Annotated in this window: 18 protein-coding genes; 8 read left to right on the top strand and 10 right to left on the bottom strand. The window is 65.0% G+C overall.

Translation table 11 applies throughout. The features are described 5' to 3' along the window. The first annotated feature begins 34 nt into the window (after window positions 1-34). Both pth and ychF read left to right on the top strand, forming a co-directional pair. Window positions 35-646 (top strand): aminoacyl-tRNA hydrolase, encoded by a 612-nt coding sequence (gene pth, locus IVB18_RS43760; protein ID WP_247986269.1) that lies wholly within the window; start codon window positions 35-37, stop codon window positions 644-646. 143 nt (window positions 647-789) lie between these two features. Continuing rightward, entirely contained in the window at window positions 790-1,887 is a 1,098-nt protein-coding gene (gene ychF / locus IVB18_RS43755) for a redox-regulated ATPase YchF (RefSeq protein WP_247986268.1), read from the top strand. 55 nt (window positions 1,888-1,942) lie between these two features. Here ychF and IVB18_RS43750 read toward each other — a convergent pair whose 3' ends face one another. Further along, window positions 1,943-2,239, bottom strand: coding sequence for a DUF4282 domain-containing protein (locus IVB18_RS43750; RefSeq protein WP_247986267.1), 297 nt, complete (start codon window positions 2,237-2,239; stop codon window positions 1,943-1,945). A 157-nt stretch (window positions 2,240-2,396) separates the two neighbouring features. Between IVB18_RS43750 and IVB18_RS43745 the strand changes: the two genes are divergently transcribed. The 3 genes from IVB18_RS43745 (at window position 2,397) to IVB18_RS43735 (ending at window position 3,677) form a co-directional block, all read left to right on the top strand. Continuing rightward, the gene (locus IVB18_RS43745; protein ID WP_247986266.1) at window positions 2,397-2,849 is read left to right on the top strand and encodes a MaoC family dehydratase; all 453 of its coding nucleotides are present in this window, start codon (window positions 2,397-2,399) and stop codon (window positions 2,847-2,849) included. Beyond that, the gene (locus IVB18_RS43740; protein ID WP_247986265.1) at window positions 2,849-3,331 is read left to right on the top strand and encodes a MaoC family dehydratase; all 483 of its coding nucleotides are present in this window, start codon (window positions 2,849-2,851) and stop codon (window positions 3,329-3,331) included. The genes IVB18_RS43745 and IVB18_RS43740 overlap by 1 nt, the downstream gene beginning before the upstream one ends. A gap of 199 nt (window positions 3,332-3,530) precedes the next feature. Further along, complete coding sequence (locus IVB18_RS43735; protein WP_045003736.1) at window positions 3,531-3,677, top strand: hypothetical protein; 147 nt, start codon at window positions 3,531-3,533, stop codon at window positions 3,675-3,677. Between the two features lie 39 nt (window positions 3,678-3,716). Here the strand turns inward: IVB18_RS43735 and IVB18_RS43730 are convergent, their stop codons facing one another. The 5 genes from IVB18_RS43730 to IVB18_RS43710 all read right to left on the bottom strand — a co-directional run bounded on the left by IVB18_RS43730 (window position 3,717) and on the right by IVB18_RS43710 (window position 6,995). Beyond that, window positions 3,717-3,854, bottom strand: coding sequence for a hypothetical protein (locus IVB18_RS43730; protein WP_247986264.1), 138 nt, complete (start codon window positions 3,852-3,854; stop codon window positions 3,717-3,719). 311 nt (window positions 3,855-4,165) lie between these two features. Beyond that, entirely contained in the window at window positions 4,166-4,585 is a 420-nt protein-coding gene (locus tag IVB18_RS43725) for a hypothetical protein (RefSeq protein WP_247986263.1), read from the bottom strand. 182 nt (window positions 4,586-4,767) lie between these two features. Beyond that, window positions 4,768-5,673 (bottom strand): hypothetical protein, encoded by a 906-nt coding sequence (locus IVB18_RS43720; RefSeq protein ID WP_247986262.1) that lies wholly within the window; start codon window positions 5,671-5,673, stop codon window positions 4,768-4,770. A 220-nt stretch (window positions 5,674-5,893) separates the two neighbouring features. After that, window positions 5,894-6,334 carry a nuclear transport factor 2 family protein gene (locus IVB18_RS43715; RefSeq protein WP_247986261.1) on the bottom strand — a complete coding sequence of 147 codons (441 nt, stop codon included), beginning with the start codon at window positions 6,332-6,334 and terminating at the stop codon, window positions 5,894-5,896. Between the two features lie 208 nt (window positions 6,335-6,542). Further along, a complete protein-coding gene (locus IVB18_RS43710) occupies window positions 6,543-6,995 on the bottom strand; it encodes a nuclear transport factor 2 family protein (protein ID WP_247986260.1) in 453 nt (150 codons plus the stop codon). Window positions 6,996-7,469: 474 nt separating this feature from the next. Between IVB18_RS43710 and IVB18_RS43705 the strand changes: the two genes are divergently transcribed. Further along, the gene (locus IVB18_RS43705) at window positions 7,470-7,856 is read left to right on the top strand and encodes a hypothetical protein (protein WP_247986259.1); all 387 of its coding nucleotides are present in this window, start codon (window positions 7,470-7,472) and stop codon (window positions 7,854-7,856) included. A 36-nt stretch (window positions 7,857-7,892) separates the two neighbouring features. On the opposite strand, the gene uvrB is transcribed toward IVB18_RS43705, so the two are convergent. From uvrB to IVB18_RS43685, 4 genes are all read right to left on the bottom strand, one after another. Further along, entirely contained in the window at window positions 7,893-10,865 is a 2,973-nt protein-coding gene (gene uvrB, locus IVB18_RS43700; RefSeq protein ID WP_247986258.1) for an excinuclease ABC subunit UvrB, read from the bottom strand. A gap of 103 nt (window positions 10,866-10,968) precedes the next feature. Continuing rightward, window positions 10,969-11,199 (bottom strand): hypothetical protein, encoded by a 231-nt coding sequence (locus IVB18_RS43695; RefSeq protein WP_247986257.1) that lies wholly within the window; start codon window positions 11,197-11,199, stop codon window positions 10,969-10,971. Between the two features lie 15 nt (window positions 11,200-11,214). Further along, window positions 11,215-11,478 carry a hypothetical protein gene (locus tag IVB18_RS43690; protein ID WP_247986256.1) on the bottom strand — a complete coding sequence of 88 codons (264 nt, stop codon included), beginning with the start codon at window positions 11,476-11,478 and terminating at the stop codon, window positions 11,215-11,217. 230 nt (window positions 11,479-11,708) lie between these two features. Beyond that, window positions 11,709-12,626: a LysR substrate-binding domain-containing protein gene (locus IVB18_RS43685; RefSeq protein ID WP_247986255.1), complete on the bottom strand. Its 918-nt coding sequence runs from the start codon at window positions 12,624-12,626 to the stop codon at window positions 11,709-11,711. 311 nt (window positions 12,627-12,937) lie between these two features. Here IVB18_RS43685 and IVB18_RS43680 point away from each other — a divergent pair, with 311 nt between their 5' ends. After that, window positions 12,938-13,717: a sulfite exporter TauE/SafE family protein gene (locus tag IVB18_RS43680; protein WP_247986254.1), complete on the top strand. Its 780-nt coding sequence runs from the start codon at window positions 12,938-12,940 to the stop codon at window positions 13,715-13,717. Beyond that, window positions 13,714-13,944 carry a hypothetical protein gene (locus IVB18_RS43675; RefSeq protein WP_247986253.1) on the top strand — a complete coding sequence of 77 codons (231 nt, stop codon included), beginning with the start codon at window positions 13,714-13,716 and terminating at the stop codon, window positions 13,942-13,944. Before IVB18_RS43680 ends, IVB18_RS43675 begins: the two co-directional genes overlap by 4 nt. Window positions 13,945-14,059: the final 115 nt, after the last annotated feature.

The following is a 14,059-nucleotide window of genomic DNA, read 5'->3' as shown; positions in this document are numbered from 1 at the left end:
TTGATCGCGCGCCGAGCGAGGGGCGCGCCGCGTCATGCGACTGTTTGTTGGGCTCGGCAATCCCGGCGCGAAATACGCACGTAACCGGCACAATATCGGCTTCATGGCCGCCGACGAGATTGCGCGGCGTCATGGTTTTGCGCCATGGCGCCGTCGCTTTCAGGGCGAGACCTCGGAAGGCACGCTCGGCAGCGAGCGCGTGATCCTGCTCAAGCCCATGACCTACATGAACGACTCGGGCCGCAGCGTTCAGGAGGCGGCAGGCTTCTTCAAGATCGCGCCGGGTGACGTCACCGTGTTCCACGACGAGCTCGAGCTGCCGGCGGGCAAGGTTCGGGTGAAGATCGGCGGCGGCATCGCCGGACATAACGGCCTGCGCTCGATCTCCGCGCATATCGGCAACGAGTACCGCCGGGTGCGGCTCGGCATCGGTCATCCCGGCGTCAAGGAATTGGTGCACGGCCATGTGCTGTCGGACTTCGCCAAGGCCGACAACGAATGGGTGGCGACGCTCTGCGACGCGGTGGCGGAGCACGCCGCGCTGCTCGCCAAGGGGACGGATGCGACCTTCGCCAACAGGGTGCATCTTGCCATGCAGGCGAAGGGTTTTTTGACCAAGGACGACAACGGAGAGAAGTCGGGCTGATCTCTCTCCGTCATGGCCGGGCTTGACCCGGCCATCCACGCCTTCTTCTCCGCGGAGCGAAGGACGTGGATGCCCGGCACAAGGCCGGGCATGACGACCCTCAACGAACGCACGCGCCCACGGCGCGAGGACTGGAAGACACGATGGGATTCAAATGCGGGATTGTCGGGTTGCCCAATGTCGGCAAGTCGACCTTGTTCAATGCGCTGACCGAGACGGCCGCGGCGCAGGCGGCGAACTATCCGTTCTGCACCATCGAGCCGAATGTCGGCGAGGTCGCCGTGCCCGATCCGCGGCTGGATAAGCTGTCGACGATCTCCAAATCGGCGCAGATCATTCCGACCCGGCTGACCTTCGTCGACATCGCCGGCCTCGTCCGCGGCGCCTCCAAGGGCGAAGGCCTCGGCAACCAATTCCTCGCCAACATCCGCGAGGTCGACGCCATCGCGCATGTCGTGCGCTGCTTTGAAGATTCCGACATCACCCATGTCGAGGGCAAGATCGCGCCGGTCGCCGACATCGAGACCATCGAGACCGAGCTGATGCTCGCGGACCTCGACAGCCTCGAGAAGCGCGTCGACAATCTCGGCAAGAAGGCCAAGGGCAACGACAAGGACGCCAAGGAGCAGCTCGACCTCGTCAACCGCACCCTGGTGCTGCTCCGCGACGGCCAGCCCGCGCGCCTCGTCGAGCGCAAGGCCGATGAAGAGCGCGCCTTCTCGATGCTCGGCCTGCTGTCGTCAAAACCGGTGCTTTACGTCTGCAACGTGGAGGAAGGCTCCGCCGCCACCGGCAACGCCTTCTCCAAGGCGGTGGAAGAACAGGCCGCCAAGGAAGGCGCCGTTGCCGTCGCCATCTCGGCAAAAATCGAATCCGAGATCGCGACGCTCTCGCGCGAGGAGCGTGTCGACTTCCTGGAGACGCTGGGCCTCGAAGAGGCCGGTCTCGATCGTCTGATCCGCGCCGGCTACACCCTGCTCGACCTCATCACCTATTTCACGGTGGGACCGAAGGAGGCGCGTGCCTGGACCATTCACCGCGGCACCAAGGCCCCGGGGGCGGCCGGCGTGATCCACACCGATTTCGAGAAAGGCTTCATCCGCGCCGAGACCATTGCGTATGACGACTACATCGCGTTGAACGGTGAAGCCGGCGCCCGCGACGCCGGCAAGCTGCGGCTCGAAGGCAAGGAATACGTCGTCGCCGACGGCGACGTGATGCATTTCCGGTTTAATACGTAAGCAGCTGAATTCGTCATTCCGGGCTCGCCTCTTCGAGGCGCCTCGGAATGACGAATTAGCGCAACCCGCCGCCCTGATCCCTGATCGCGCCGAGATGCTCGTTGATGCGGAAGACGATCAGGATTAATTCCGCGGCGATGCGTGAGAATATGATGCCGACGACGACGCCGGCGATGGACTCCAGCACCACCAGGAAGCCGCCGAACGGGCTGATCGCCATCGCGGTGAGACCGGCAAAGATTCCGGAAAGTCCGAACAGACAGATCACCGCGATCACCAGCCAGTAGAAGGTCTTGATGATCGTCGGCGTGATGAAGCGGTCCCATTGAAACAGATCGCTGAATGAAAACATCTCTCTCCCCCGGGCAAATCGCGCCGCCGCCGTGTCAATTTGACTCAAGGCGGGTCTGGCCCGACTCGTCGAATGTAGCACGAGCCATGCGGGCCGGCGGGTTGAGATTGCCGCAAAGTGCGGCCACAATCTGTCATTCCCGCAAAGCTTTCCCAAGATGACCCTGACCTTCGAAGATTTTCCCACCGGCCGGTTCGGAACGTTCGGCCCGCGCCATGTCACCCGCGACGAGATCCTGGCCTTTGCCGCCGAGTTCGATCCGCAACCGATGCACCTGGACGAGACGGCCGCGGCCAAGAGCATGCTGCGCGGCCTGTCCGGCTCGGGCTGGCACCTCTGCTCGCTGATGATGCGGATGATGGCCGACGGCTTCATCACCCGCGCCGCCTCGCTGGGCTCGCCCGGCGTCGACGAGGTGCGCTGGCTTTCTCCATTGAGGCCCGGCGACGATCTCACGCTCGAGGTCGACGTCGTGGAGGCGCGTACGTCCAAGAGCCGGCCCGAGCTCGGCATCGTCAAGTTCAAATGCACCGTGCGAAACGCCAAAGGCGAGGCGCTGTGCGAGATGACCTCGCCGATCCTGATCGAGCGGCGCGAGGGGGCGGTCTGATGCGGTTCTTCGAGGAGATCGAGATCGGCCATCGCCGCGAGATCGGCGCCTACACGTTCACCGCGGAATCCATCAAGACGTTCGCCGCAAAATTCGATCCGCAGCGCTTTCACCTCGACGAGGAGGAAGGCAGGAATTCGCTGTTCGGCGGGCTCGCTGCGTCGGGCTGGCATGTGGGCTCAGCCTGCATGAGTCTTCTCGTCGCGGACGGCCAGCGCCTGATGAAAGAGGCCACCGCGCGCGGCGAGGAGGTTGCGGTATGGGGGCCGTCGCCGGGCTTTCGCGACCTGCGCTGGATCAAGCCGGTGCTCGCCGGCGACACCGTCAGCTACGTCAACGAGGTCGTCGACAAGCGCGCCTCCGGTTCACGTCCCGGCTGGGGGATTTTGACGGCCCGCACCACCGGCACCAATCAGCGCGGCGAGCAGGTCTATTCCATCACCGCCAGTGCCTTCGTGCCGATGCGCGAGAAGGGCGATTAGACTAGTTCCAAGATGAACAGCCGAAATGAGCGCGCGAGTGTTGCTCGCGCGCTATGGACGCGATTCCGGGCGGCTGCCATAAGCCCTCCCGAGATGGCCGGCCCGCGAAGCAGTTGGCGGAACCATCGAGATGCTAACCAAATATGAACCTGTCGCTGTCTATTTGAACGAACTGGGCAGAGTACAGGGGACGAGGACCATGGCAGACCGCGGCGCACTCAAGCTGGTCGGATTTATCTTCGCTACCGCGACGCTGGCCGTGATGCTGGTCGCCGGCATGGTGGTGAAGGGCTATGCGGATGGCGGCTACACCCTGGAAGCCTCGACGATCGACGCGAGCCGGTAAGAGTTCGTTAACTCTTTGGGGCCGGCGTCCGGCCTCCGCTCAGCGGCTATAGACCAAAGCCAGCACTGCAATCGCGACAGCCAATAGTCCAACGAAGCGCAGCATGATCGTGCCGAACTGGTTCGGCGCAGGTCGCAGCGGTATAGGGTCCGTGTTGTCGGGCCGAATGCTTTCCATATGAAATGTCCCCGGGCCCAGCCGTAACACCGACGGGCGCTGGGCATTGGTCGGCGCGGGGGCGCGGAAAGTTCAAAGTGGGGTTCTTCACCTCGCCCCGCTTGCGGGGAGAGGTCGGATTGCATCGAAGATGCAATCCGGGTGAGGGGGACTCTCCCGCGAGAGCCATCTATCGCCGAATTTGCGGAAGCTGCCCCTCACCCCAACCCTCTCCCCGTAAGAACGGGGCGAGGGAGAAGAGATCCTCAGACTCAAAACCGCCGCGCCCCCTGTTCGGGAACGCGGCGGCTGGTGATGCCTGATGTGTCCGATCAGCTGTTGCGCAGGCCGTCGGCGGCGCGCTTCCACTGGGCGACGTTGTCGGAGATCATGCGGGTCGACTTCATCGCGGCCTGGCTGAGCTGGGCGTAGCCGGAGATCTCGCGCTGGACGCGCTGGCCTTCGGCGTGGAGCAGGTCGCGCAGGCTTTCGAGCTCGGAGATCAGATTCTCGATCTCGGCGAGCGAGGTGCCGGCGACGCGCTGGATCAGCGAGTTGACGTTGGTGACGGTGGCGTCCGCGCTCGGATCGAGCGGCGTCTCGGTGCTCCCCGCCGCCGGACGGCGCAGATAGGCGATATCGTTGCGGACGAAATCGCGGATGCCGGCTTCGACTTCCGTCACCGCGGCGAGATTGTTGTCGACGGTTTCGGTCTCAGTTGATTCAATCTTTTCCGGACGAGTTGCGTTCATCGTTGTTCCCCTGTTCGCATCAGCGAGTGTCCCCCGCACGACGACGTTGCGGGACCATCAGGGCTTCGGATTTTGACCGCAAATGGGCCGAGATGCGGCAAGGGCGGACCATTCGGGGGCTTTGCCGTGGCGTTTCACTACAAGGTTTCTGAATCGTGTCGCGCGGGCGAGGTGAAGAGACTTCACCAGCTCTTCTTGAAGCCTGCGCTGAGGCTCTTGTTGATCGCGCCTTGCGACGTCTCGCCGACGGAGCCGGAGACGGTGACGTTGTCGAACAGCTTCTGCTCGGCGCCGAACTTGCGCAGCCATTTGTCGTCGGTGGTCGACAGCGTCTGGCCCGCGGTGATGCTGGTGCCGGTGTCGGTGATGGTGACCTTGGCGGACTGGTCGGTCTCGTAGTTGCGCGTGATGTGCCCGCCGACGCCGGGTAGCGCGGTGGTGCCCTGCTGGTTGACGCTGTAGCCGTTCTGGAGCGTCAGCGAATAATCGTTCGACAGCGGCACCGATTTGGTCAGCGAAGCGCCGATCTTGCTCTGCTCGGCGCCGGGATCGACCCGGGCTTCCACCGCGGTTTTGTCCCAGATCGAGCCTGCGCCCGGCGCGGTCGCGGCCGCCCAGGCGCTGCCGGAGGATTGCGGCACGCTGCCGCCATTGCTGGCCTTCTGAGCCAGGAGTTCGGACATCGTCCGCGGCTCGCTCGTCACCGTCATGTCGGCGCCGATCCGCGTGTCCCAGAACGAGAACACCGATTGCTTCACCTTCACGGCCGAGGAGCCGTTGGCGTTGGCGTTCGACGACCAGTTCATCCCGCTATTGGCGGCGGCCTGCGCGCGCTTCTTGGCGGCGATGATTTCGTTGAGCGTGCCGGCGTCGATGGCGAGCTGGCCCCAGTCGAGCTTGTCGACCTCGATGCCTTTGAGCACGTCGGGGTCGTTGACGTCGGCCGTCTCCGCCGCGTCGGCGTCCTCGTCCGGCGCCGCCGCAATGGGCGGGATGATCTGCGCCGACGCCGTCAGCACCGAGCCGAAAATGAACGCGGCCGCCAGCAACGGCAGCCTGGTCCAGCCAAAACCTGTCGAGAATTCCATCGTCCTGCCCGCGAGCCCAGTTCACGCCCAGGATGCGGAACTATCGTTGCGAAATTGTGGCGCTGGCCTCATTTCGAATGACGAACCAACGGGCCGCGCGGAAGGCGCGCGCCCGATGACGAGCTTCTCCACGACGGCATCCGGCGGGGCTGGAGGCCAGGACGCATCGCGAGAGCCTCAATCTATCGGTCCCGACAAGCGGGGCCCGTTGGTGTCTCCCTCAGCCCACGCCGGTCATCTTCGGCAGATGAATGGCGCGGCCGAGTGCCTGCTCGACCAGATCAAACGTGTCGATCAGCACGCGCATGTTGATGAGCCGGCCCGCCCTGAACTGGGCGAACTGCGCCACCCGCAGCGAGATCGGCTTGTCGGAATCCAGCGCGGTGAGCGAATAGCGCAGCATCGAGGAGGCGGAATCGACGCCGAGCATGATGCTCTCGCGGTCGAAGCGGCGAACCTGGAAGTTGTCGGCGAGCTGGCGGATGACGTCGAGCACCGCCACCTTGCCCTGGCGCGCGCCGAGGAACGGAAACATGTCGATCGGGCCGTAGAGCGCCCAGTCGACGTCCTCGTCGATCAAGGCCTCGACATCCTCGAAATGCCGGTCGTTGATCGCGCGGTGCAACGCGCGCGAGAAACGCCAGAGGCTGTGCTCTGTCATTTTGGGGCGTCCTGAAACTGGCTTGCAAAAAAACGAAAATCAACCCCATGCACAGGTGGCGCGGCGGGGTTGCTCAACTCATTTGTGTGCGAACAAATACGGGATTTCGGCGAAAACGCAAATCACGTTTTTGCAATGCAGAATTGAGCGCGCTTTGTGAGATTTACAATAGAACCCCGTATTTTACCGGTCGGCCGCCCGGACCGGCTCAGCGTCCGTCCACCCGCTCGCCCACGATCAGCGGCCCGATCTCGCGCTCCAGCACCTGTTGCACCAGATCGTAGGAATCGATGATCTCGCGGATCTGCGCGACCTGGCCGTTGCGGAAGCTGTAGAACACGGCCATGTCGACCTGAATGATGCGGTCATTGCTGCGCTTCTTGAAGAATACGCGCAGATAGGCGGCGACCACGTCGCCTTCGGCGACGATCTGCGGCACCTGGTAGCGGGTCTCGGAGTAGCGCGCCTGTACCGTGCGCCAGAGCTCGCGCAGCTCGGCCTTGCCGTGGCGCGGGCCCATGTGCGGCAGCACGTCGATCGGCGCGTGGGTGAGGAAGTCGACGTCGTCGGTGCAGCACGACAGCGCGGCCTCGAGATCGCTGCGCGTGATGGCGTCGAGCAGATGCAGCACGCGCTGGCGATTGAGCTTCTCGACCGTCATTCCGCCCGTCCTCATTGGCCGTGTGGCGTTTGCGCAAAGCTAACGCGCGGTTTTGCGCGCCGGCAATCCGCAAAACCACAGAGATGTTGCAGACGATATGACGCGCGAGCGCAATGCCAGGTTCATGGCTGCAATTGCGGGTTGAGCGAGCGCGTGCCTGCACGAATTCACACAGCGCCGCCGCGCCAGACGAACGGGCAGGGCAAGCTGTAAAGCGCAAGCAGCGCCGCATCGGCGGTCCGCTCCCTCGCCCCGCTTGCGGGGAGAGGGTTGGGGTGAGGGGCTTCCCGGGGCAGTGACAGTCGGACTCGCGGAGGCTCCCCCTCACCCGGAATCCAAGCTGCGCTTAGATTCCGGCCTCTCCCCGCAAGCGGGGAGAGGCGAAGGGCGAGCCGACGGACCGCGTGACGCATCTCACATCACGCCTCCCCCATCGCAGCTAACTTCATCCGCATGTCATCAGGGAAACGTGCCATGGCCGTCATCGCCGCCGCAAGAAAGTCCCGCCTGCACAACGCGCTCGAAGGCCTTGCGCTGACCGCGACCCTCCAGAGCTTCCCGACCTTCGCCACTGCTGCGATGCTGCTAAAACTGTTCGGCAATCACGACCTCGTCGGCGACCCCGGCGTCGCCATCTTCGTCGCCGTCGCCTCGCTCGCCCACGCGCTGGCCGCGGTGGCGCTGGGCCCGAGCTTCCCCGGTTTCTTCAAGACCGTCTACGAGCCAAAATTCTTCGAGGCCCACCTGTCGCTCTCCGACAAGATCACCGAATGGCGCACCCAGCCGGTCGCCTCGCTCCAGCTCGTGACGATCGTACTGCTGCTGTCGGTGATGGCGGTGGTCACGGCGAGCGTGGGGTGAGGGACTGTGGCGATCCGCCGTCCTCAAGCGAGCGCCCTACCTCTTCTTCCACCCGCCCCGTTTGCCGGGCATCCCGCCCGTCGACTTCGGCGCCGGCCCGAACTCCGGGCCTGACTGCCGCGAATCCGTCGGCTGGATGATCCGGCTCTCGCCGCCGAACGGCTTTGACGGCAGCGGCGCGTTGGCGCGGTAGGGCAGCGATTCCGGGCCGTGCATCTCGTCGAGATGCGGCTTGTGGACCTTTGAGCCGCCGCTTCCGCCGCTGGCCTTCAGCGCGGAGCCCACGGTCTTTTTCTTCATCGCGCTGACAGGCAAATTGGCGGCGTCGCCGTATTTCTTCGTGCCGGCATAGGCGCCGGCCTTGCCCTGCACGGTGCGCTGCTTGACGGTGGGGTCGTCGACCACTGCGAGCTCGGTCGCGCGCAGGCGCTTGACTTCGTCACGCAGGCGCGCGGCTTCCTCGAAGTTCAGATCGGCTGCGGCCTCGCGCATGCGAGTTTCGAGATCGCCGAGCACGGCCTCAAAGTTGTGGCCGATGGAGATGACGTCGTCGGTCATGTCGTGACCGCCGACCTCGACCAGCACGTGGTCGCGCTCGTAGACGGAGTTGAGGATGTCGCCGATCGACTTCTTCACGCTCTCCGGCGTGATGCCGTTGGCGGTGTTGTACTCGACCTGTTTTTCGCGGCGCCGGTTGGTTTCCGCGATCGCGCGCTCCATCGACCCTGTCATCTGGTCGGCATAAAGGATCACCTTGCCGTCGACGTTACGCGCGGCGCGGCCGATGGTCTGGATCAGCGAGGTCTCGCTGCGCAGAAAGCCTTCCTTGTCGGCATCGAGAATTGCGACCAGCGCGCATTCGGGAATGTCGAGACCCTCGCGCAACAGATTGATGCCGACCAGCGCGTCGAACGCGCCGAGGCGAAGATCGCGGATGATCTCGATGCGCTCGATGGTGTCGATATCGCTGTGCATGTAGCGGACGCGAATGCCCTGCTCGTGCAGATATTCGGTGAGGTCCTCCGCCATGCGTTTCGTCAGCACGGTGACCAGCGAGCGATAGCCGGCTTGGGCTGTGGCACGGACCTCGCCGACGAGATCGTCGACCTGGGTGCGGGCGGGGCGGATATTGACGGGCGGATCGATCAGGCCGGTGGGGCGGATCACCTGCTCGACGAACACGCCGCCGCTTTCGTTCAGCTCCCAGGCGCTGGGCGTGGCGGAGACCGCGACCGTCTGCGGCCGCATCATGTCCCATTCCTCGAAGCGCAGCGGGCGGTTATCCATGCAGGAGGGCAGGCGGAAGCCGTATTCGGCGAGCGTCGCCTTGCGCCGAAAATCGCCGCGGAACATGCCGCCGATCTGCGGCACCGTGACGTGGCTTTCGTCGGCGAACACCAGCGCGTTGTCGGGGACGTATTCGAACAGCGTCGGCGGCGGCTCGCCGGGGCGGCGCCCGGTGAGATAGCGCGAATAGTTCTCGATGCCGGCGCAGCTTCCCGTCGCCTCCATCATCTCGAGGTCGAAGGTGGTCCGCTGCTCCAGCCGCTGCGCCTCTAAGAGGCGGCCCTGGTCGTGCAGCTGGTCGAGCCGCTGCTTCAACTCAGACTTGATCGACTTGATCGCCTGCACCAGCGTCGGTCGCGGCGTCACATAGTGCGAGTTGGCGTAGATCTTGATGAATTCGAGCTCGTCCTGCTTGTGGCCGGTGAGCGGATCGAACTCCTCGATATTCTCGACGGTGTCGCCGAACAAATTCACGCGCCAGGCGCGGTCCTCATAGTGCGCCGGAAAAATGTCGATGACGTCGCCGCGCACGCGGAACGTACCGCGGGTGAAATCGGCCTGGGTGCGCTTGTATTGCAGCGCGACGAGGTCGGCGATGAGCTGGCGCTGGTCGATGCGCTCGCCCTTCTTCAGCGCAAACGTCATCGCGGTGTAGGTCTCGACCGAGCCGATACCGTAGATGCAGGAGACGGAGGCGACAATGATGACGTCGTCGCGTTCGAGCAGCGCGCGCGTCGCCGAGTGGCGCATGCGGTCGATCTGCTCGTTGATGGAAGAATCTTTCTCGATATAGGTGTCGGTGCGCGGGACGTAGGCTTCCGGCTGGTAATAGTCGTAGTACGAGACGAAGTATTCGACCGCATTGTCGGGGAAGAAGCTCTTGAACTCGCCATAGAGCTGGGCTGCCAGCGTCTTGTTCGGCGCCAGGATGATGGCGGGGCGCTGCGTCGCCTCGATCACCTTGGCCATGGTGTAGGTCTTGCCCGAGCCGGTGACGCCGAGCAGCACCTGCGAGCGGTCGTTGCGCTGAATGCCCTCGACCAGCTCGGCGATCGCGGTCGGCTGGTCGCCGCGCGGATAGTATTCCGACTTGATCTCGAAGCGCACGCCGCCTTCGGACTTTTCCGGGCGCGGCGGCCGGTGCGGCGTCCACACCTGAACCGAACCGTCGTCCCTGCGGAACTCCGGCCGGCCCTCGCGGATCAGCGACTCCAGCGCATCCGCGGTGGCCTTGACGCCGAGCGCCTCCATCTTGCTGCGCGGCGGACGGGCAAGCGCCTCGGCGTCGTCCTCTTCAGTCGGCAGCCCAAGCTGGCGGGCGAGTTCCGGATCGAGCGTCGGTATCGTGGCGGCAGTTCCGTAATTGGCCTGCGGCGCCTCCTCCAATCCGGCGCTCTCTCCGCTCCCTCCCCCCGCCGGGGAGGGGGGTGAGCCACGGGTCGCGTCGCCTGCAATTGGCCGCGTATCCTGCCCAAAATCCTTCGGCGTCGAGGCGCGCGCGCGATGCGCGGCGGCTTCGCCCCCGGAACGGCGGTCGCGCGAATTGTCCGGCGGCGGCTGGAGGCCGGTGCCCGAGCCGAGCCCGGCATCGCCGCGATTGATCGCGGGATTGAGCAACTCGGCCAGCGCCGGTCCGATCGGCTGCACGTCGGGCCGATGTGCTTTGGAGTTCGGCGCCTTGGATTTGGGGGATTTTGCGGGGGGAGCAGGTTTCTTCGCCATGCCCCGAATATGGGACGAGTCCGCCTCTCAGAAAAGGGCGAATGCCCGTCCCGGTTCAGGCTGCTGACAGCAGGTTGGCAGCAGGGCAGCAGCAGATTTGCTCTTAGGCCGCCGGCAGCGGTCCCTCGTCGTCCTCGGCCGCCATGCGCGGCTCGAGAATGTCGAGATGGATCCCGCCGCAATCGGTGCAGCGCATGGTCCAGTACTCGCATCCGGCGCGGCCGCCGATCACGCGGAGCACCGTGAGATCGCCGTCGCATTCCGGGCAGTTCGACAGCACGTTGCGGGCGTAAATCCTCGGCCGCGGTGCGTCTTCGATTTCGATGACTGACATGACCGGTTCCCCCTTTTACGCCGCGCTGTCCCTGCGGTCCATTTCGGCAATCCAGTTATCGTCGCTGTCGTCAGCCCGCCGGCGGAAGCGGTCGATGTGGTGCTTGGCATCGGCGATCGCGGCGTCGGGATCGGGCCAGGCGAAGCCGACTTCCATCGCCGGAAACAGCACGCCGTCGATCGCAACCGGGCTGAAATCGGCGCGCCGGATGCGGGCGTGCCACAGCCCCTTGCCAGCTTCGAAGGATTCGATGTCAAAGCCGTCGTAGATGGTCGTCATTGGTGTCCCCAAATGTCTTGCGAGTGTCTTGTTGGAGGGGCAGGGGACCACGGTTGCGGATTTGCGTATGTGAAGCCGTTCACAAGCGGCCGGGCTTTTTTGCCTAAAGCGCGATGAGACGAGGATGAATCATCATCGCGCTTCAGGTTGTTGTTGTTGTTTGGAGCATGATCTTTTCGGAAAACCGCTTCGCACTTTTCCGGATCATGCTTTAAGGACCGGTTGAGACCTCAGTTCCGCGTGGTGGCGCGGCCGATCCGCCTCACGGGCCGAGCCGCAGGCTCGGAGGCGGCGCGCATGATCCAGCGCCGGAACGCGGCAAAGTCGCGCTGCTCGGTCTGAAAGCTGCGATAGAGCAGGTACCAGCGCATGCCCTTGGGCACCGAGAGATCGAACGGCGCGACCAGCCGGCCGGCGGCGAGATCGTCGTCGATATACGGCCGGATGCCCATGGCGATGCCGAGCCCGTCGGCGGCGGCCTGGAGCGCCTGCCCGTAGAACTGGAACTCCGGCCCGCGCGCATTGATCCGCGCGACGCCGGCGGCCTTGAGCCAGATCGGCCAGTCCTCGGGTGAATGCGCGACCCGGATCAGGCTTGGTCCCTTCAGGTCCGTCGGCCGCTTCAGGCTGGCCGCGAGGCGGGGCACGCAGACCGGCGTGAGGTCGCCGGCAAACAAGGGCTCGGCGACCAGCCCGGGCCAGTCGCCGGTGCCGAGCTTGATGCCGCAGCTCCAGTCCTCGCCGAACGGCACCGTCGCGCCGCCGGTGGTGAAGCGCACTTCGATGTCGGGCTCCTCGCTGCGAAACTCCGACAGCCGCGGGATCAGCCAGCGCATCGCAAAAGTGTGGCCGACGCCGATGGTGAGCACGCGCACGCCCGAGGGCGCCGTCACCTGCGCGGTGAGGCTTGCCAGCGCATCGAAGATCGGCGTCAGCCCGCTCTGATAGGCGCGCCCGGCCTGCGTCAGCACCAGGCGGTTGGCCTTGCGCTCGAACAGGGCGACGCCGAGCCGTTCTTCCAGCAGATGCACCATGCGGCTGACGGCGGCCGCCGACACGTTCAGCTCGACGCCCGCCGCGGCAAAGCTGCCGGTCCGCGCCGCCGCCTCGAACGCCTTGATGCCGTTGAGAAAGAGCAGCCGGCGCAATTGCGTAGACCCTCAGGAAAGCTGATGCCAGGCCAAGATAACTCAGTTTGCGCGAGGAGGGCAAGCGGGCCACAAGGATGGGCGCAATTCCAAGTTGATTTGCTGAGCCGGAGGCGGTGCTCTTCGCCTCTCCCCGCCTGCGGGGAGAGGCCGACGCGCGAAGCGTGGCGGGTGAGGGGAACTCTCCGCGAATCCAACTGCCACCTCCCTCGCGGAGACTCCCCCTCACCCCACCCTCTCCCCGCAAGCGGGGCGAGGGAGACGAACAGTCTGCGTCCCTGACTTGCGCCGCGCCACCACAGGAGTCCCTCGTGACGCCCATCATGATCGCTGCCCTTGGATTGCTGATGGTCGGCACCGCGTTCCTGTCGGGGCTGTTCGGCATGGCGGGCGGGCTGATCCTGATCGGGGTACTGCTGGCCCTGATGCCGCTGCCGACCGCGATGGTGCTGCATGCGATCACGCAGATGGCCTCGAACGGCTGGCGCGCCTTGCTGTGGCGGGCGCACATTCGCTGGCGGCCGGTGTTCGTCTATCTGATCGGTTGCGCGCTGGCGCTGGCACTGTGGTCGATCACCCGCTACGTGCCGGACAAGCCGGTCGCGCTGTTGATGCTCGGCGTCACACCGTTCATGGCGCGGATGATGCCGGCGGGCATCAAGCCGAATCCCGACAGCATCTGGCAGGGCACGTTCTACGGCTCGATCTGCATGGGCTTGATGCTGATGACGGGCGTTTCCGGACCGCTGATGGACACGTTTTTCCTCGGTGGACAATTCGGCCGGCGCGAGATCGTGGCGACGAAAGCGACCTGCCAGGTCGCGAGCCATTTCGCAAAGCTGCTCTATTTCGGCGGCATCATCGACCAGGCTGCCTCGCTCGATCCGGTGCTGGCCGGGATCGCGATCGCGGCCTCGATGCTCGGCACCAGCCTTGCGCGGCGGCTGCTGGAGGCCATGAGCGACCGGCAATACCGCGTCTGGGCAACGCGCCTGATCACCACCATCGCCTGCTACTACATCGCCTATGGAAGCTGGCTGCTGGTTCGCACGCCGGTGCTGGCCGCCTTCGACAAGGGAGGCTTGCAATGAGCGAAATGGCCGATCCGCTGGTGCTGGATTTCGTCGAATGGGTCGCACGCGAACCGCGCGCCTATGCCGAGGTGATCTCGACCTGGAAGACCTCGTGCCCGCGCCTCACCATCTGGGAGGACGCCGCCGATCGCGGCTACGTCGCGCGCGAGACGCTGCCCGGTCTCGGGCTGATCATCGCGGTGACGGCCGAGGGGGAGAGGCTGCTGCGGACGAACGGGCGGTGACGCGCATTGTCTCCACATCGTCATTGCGAGCGCGAGCGAAGATTCCATGGGGAGTGGATAGCGACCAGGTCTGAGGCCAGACTGAGGTTGCTGAACCCCTCAACCTGGAGACGAC

Source organism: Bradyrhizobium sp. 186 (assembly GCF_023101685.1).
Taxonomy (GTDB): domain Bacteria; phylum Pseudomonadota; class Alphaproteobacteria; order Rhizobiales; family Xanthobacteraceae; genus Bradyrhizobium.
This window is presented reverse-complemented; position numbering and strand designations above follow the sequence as displayed.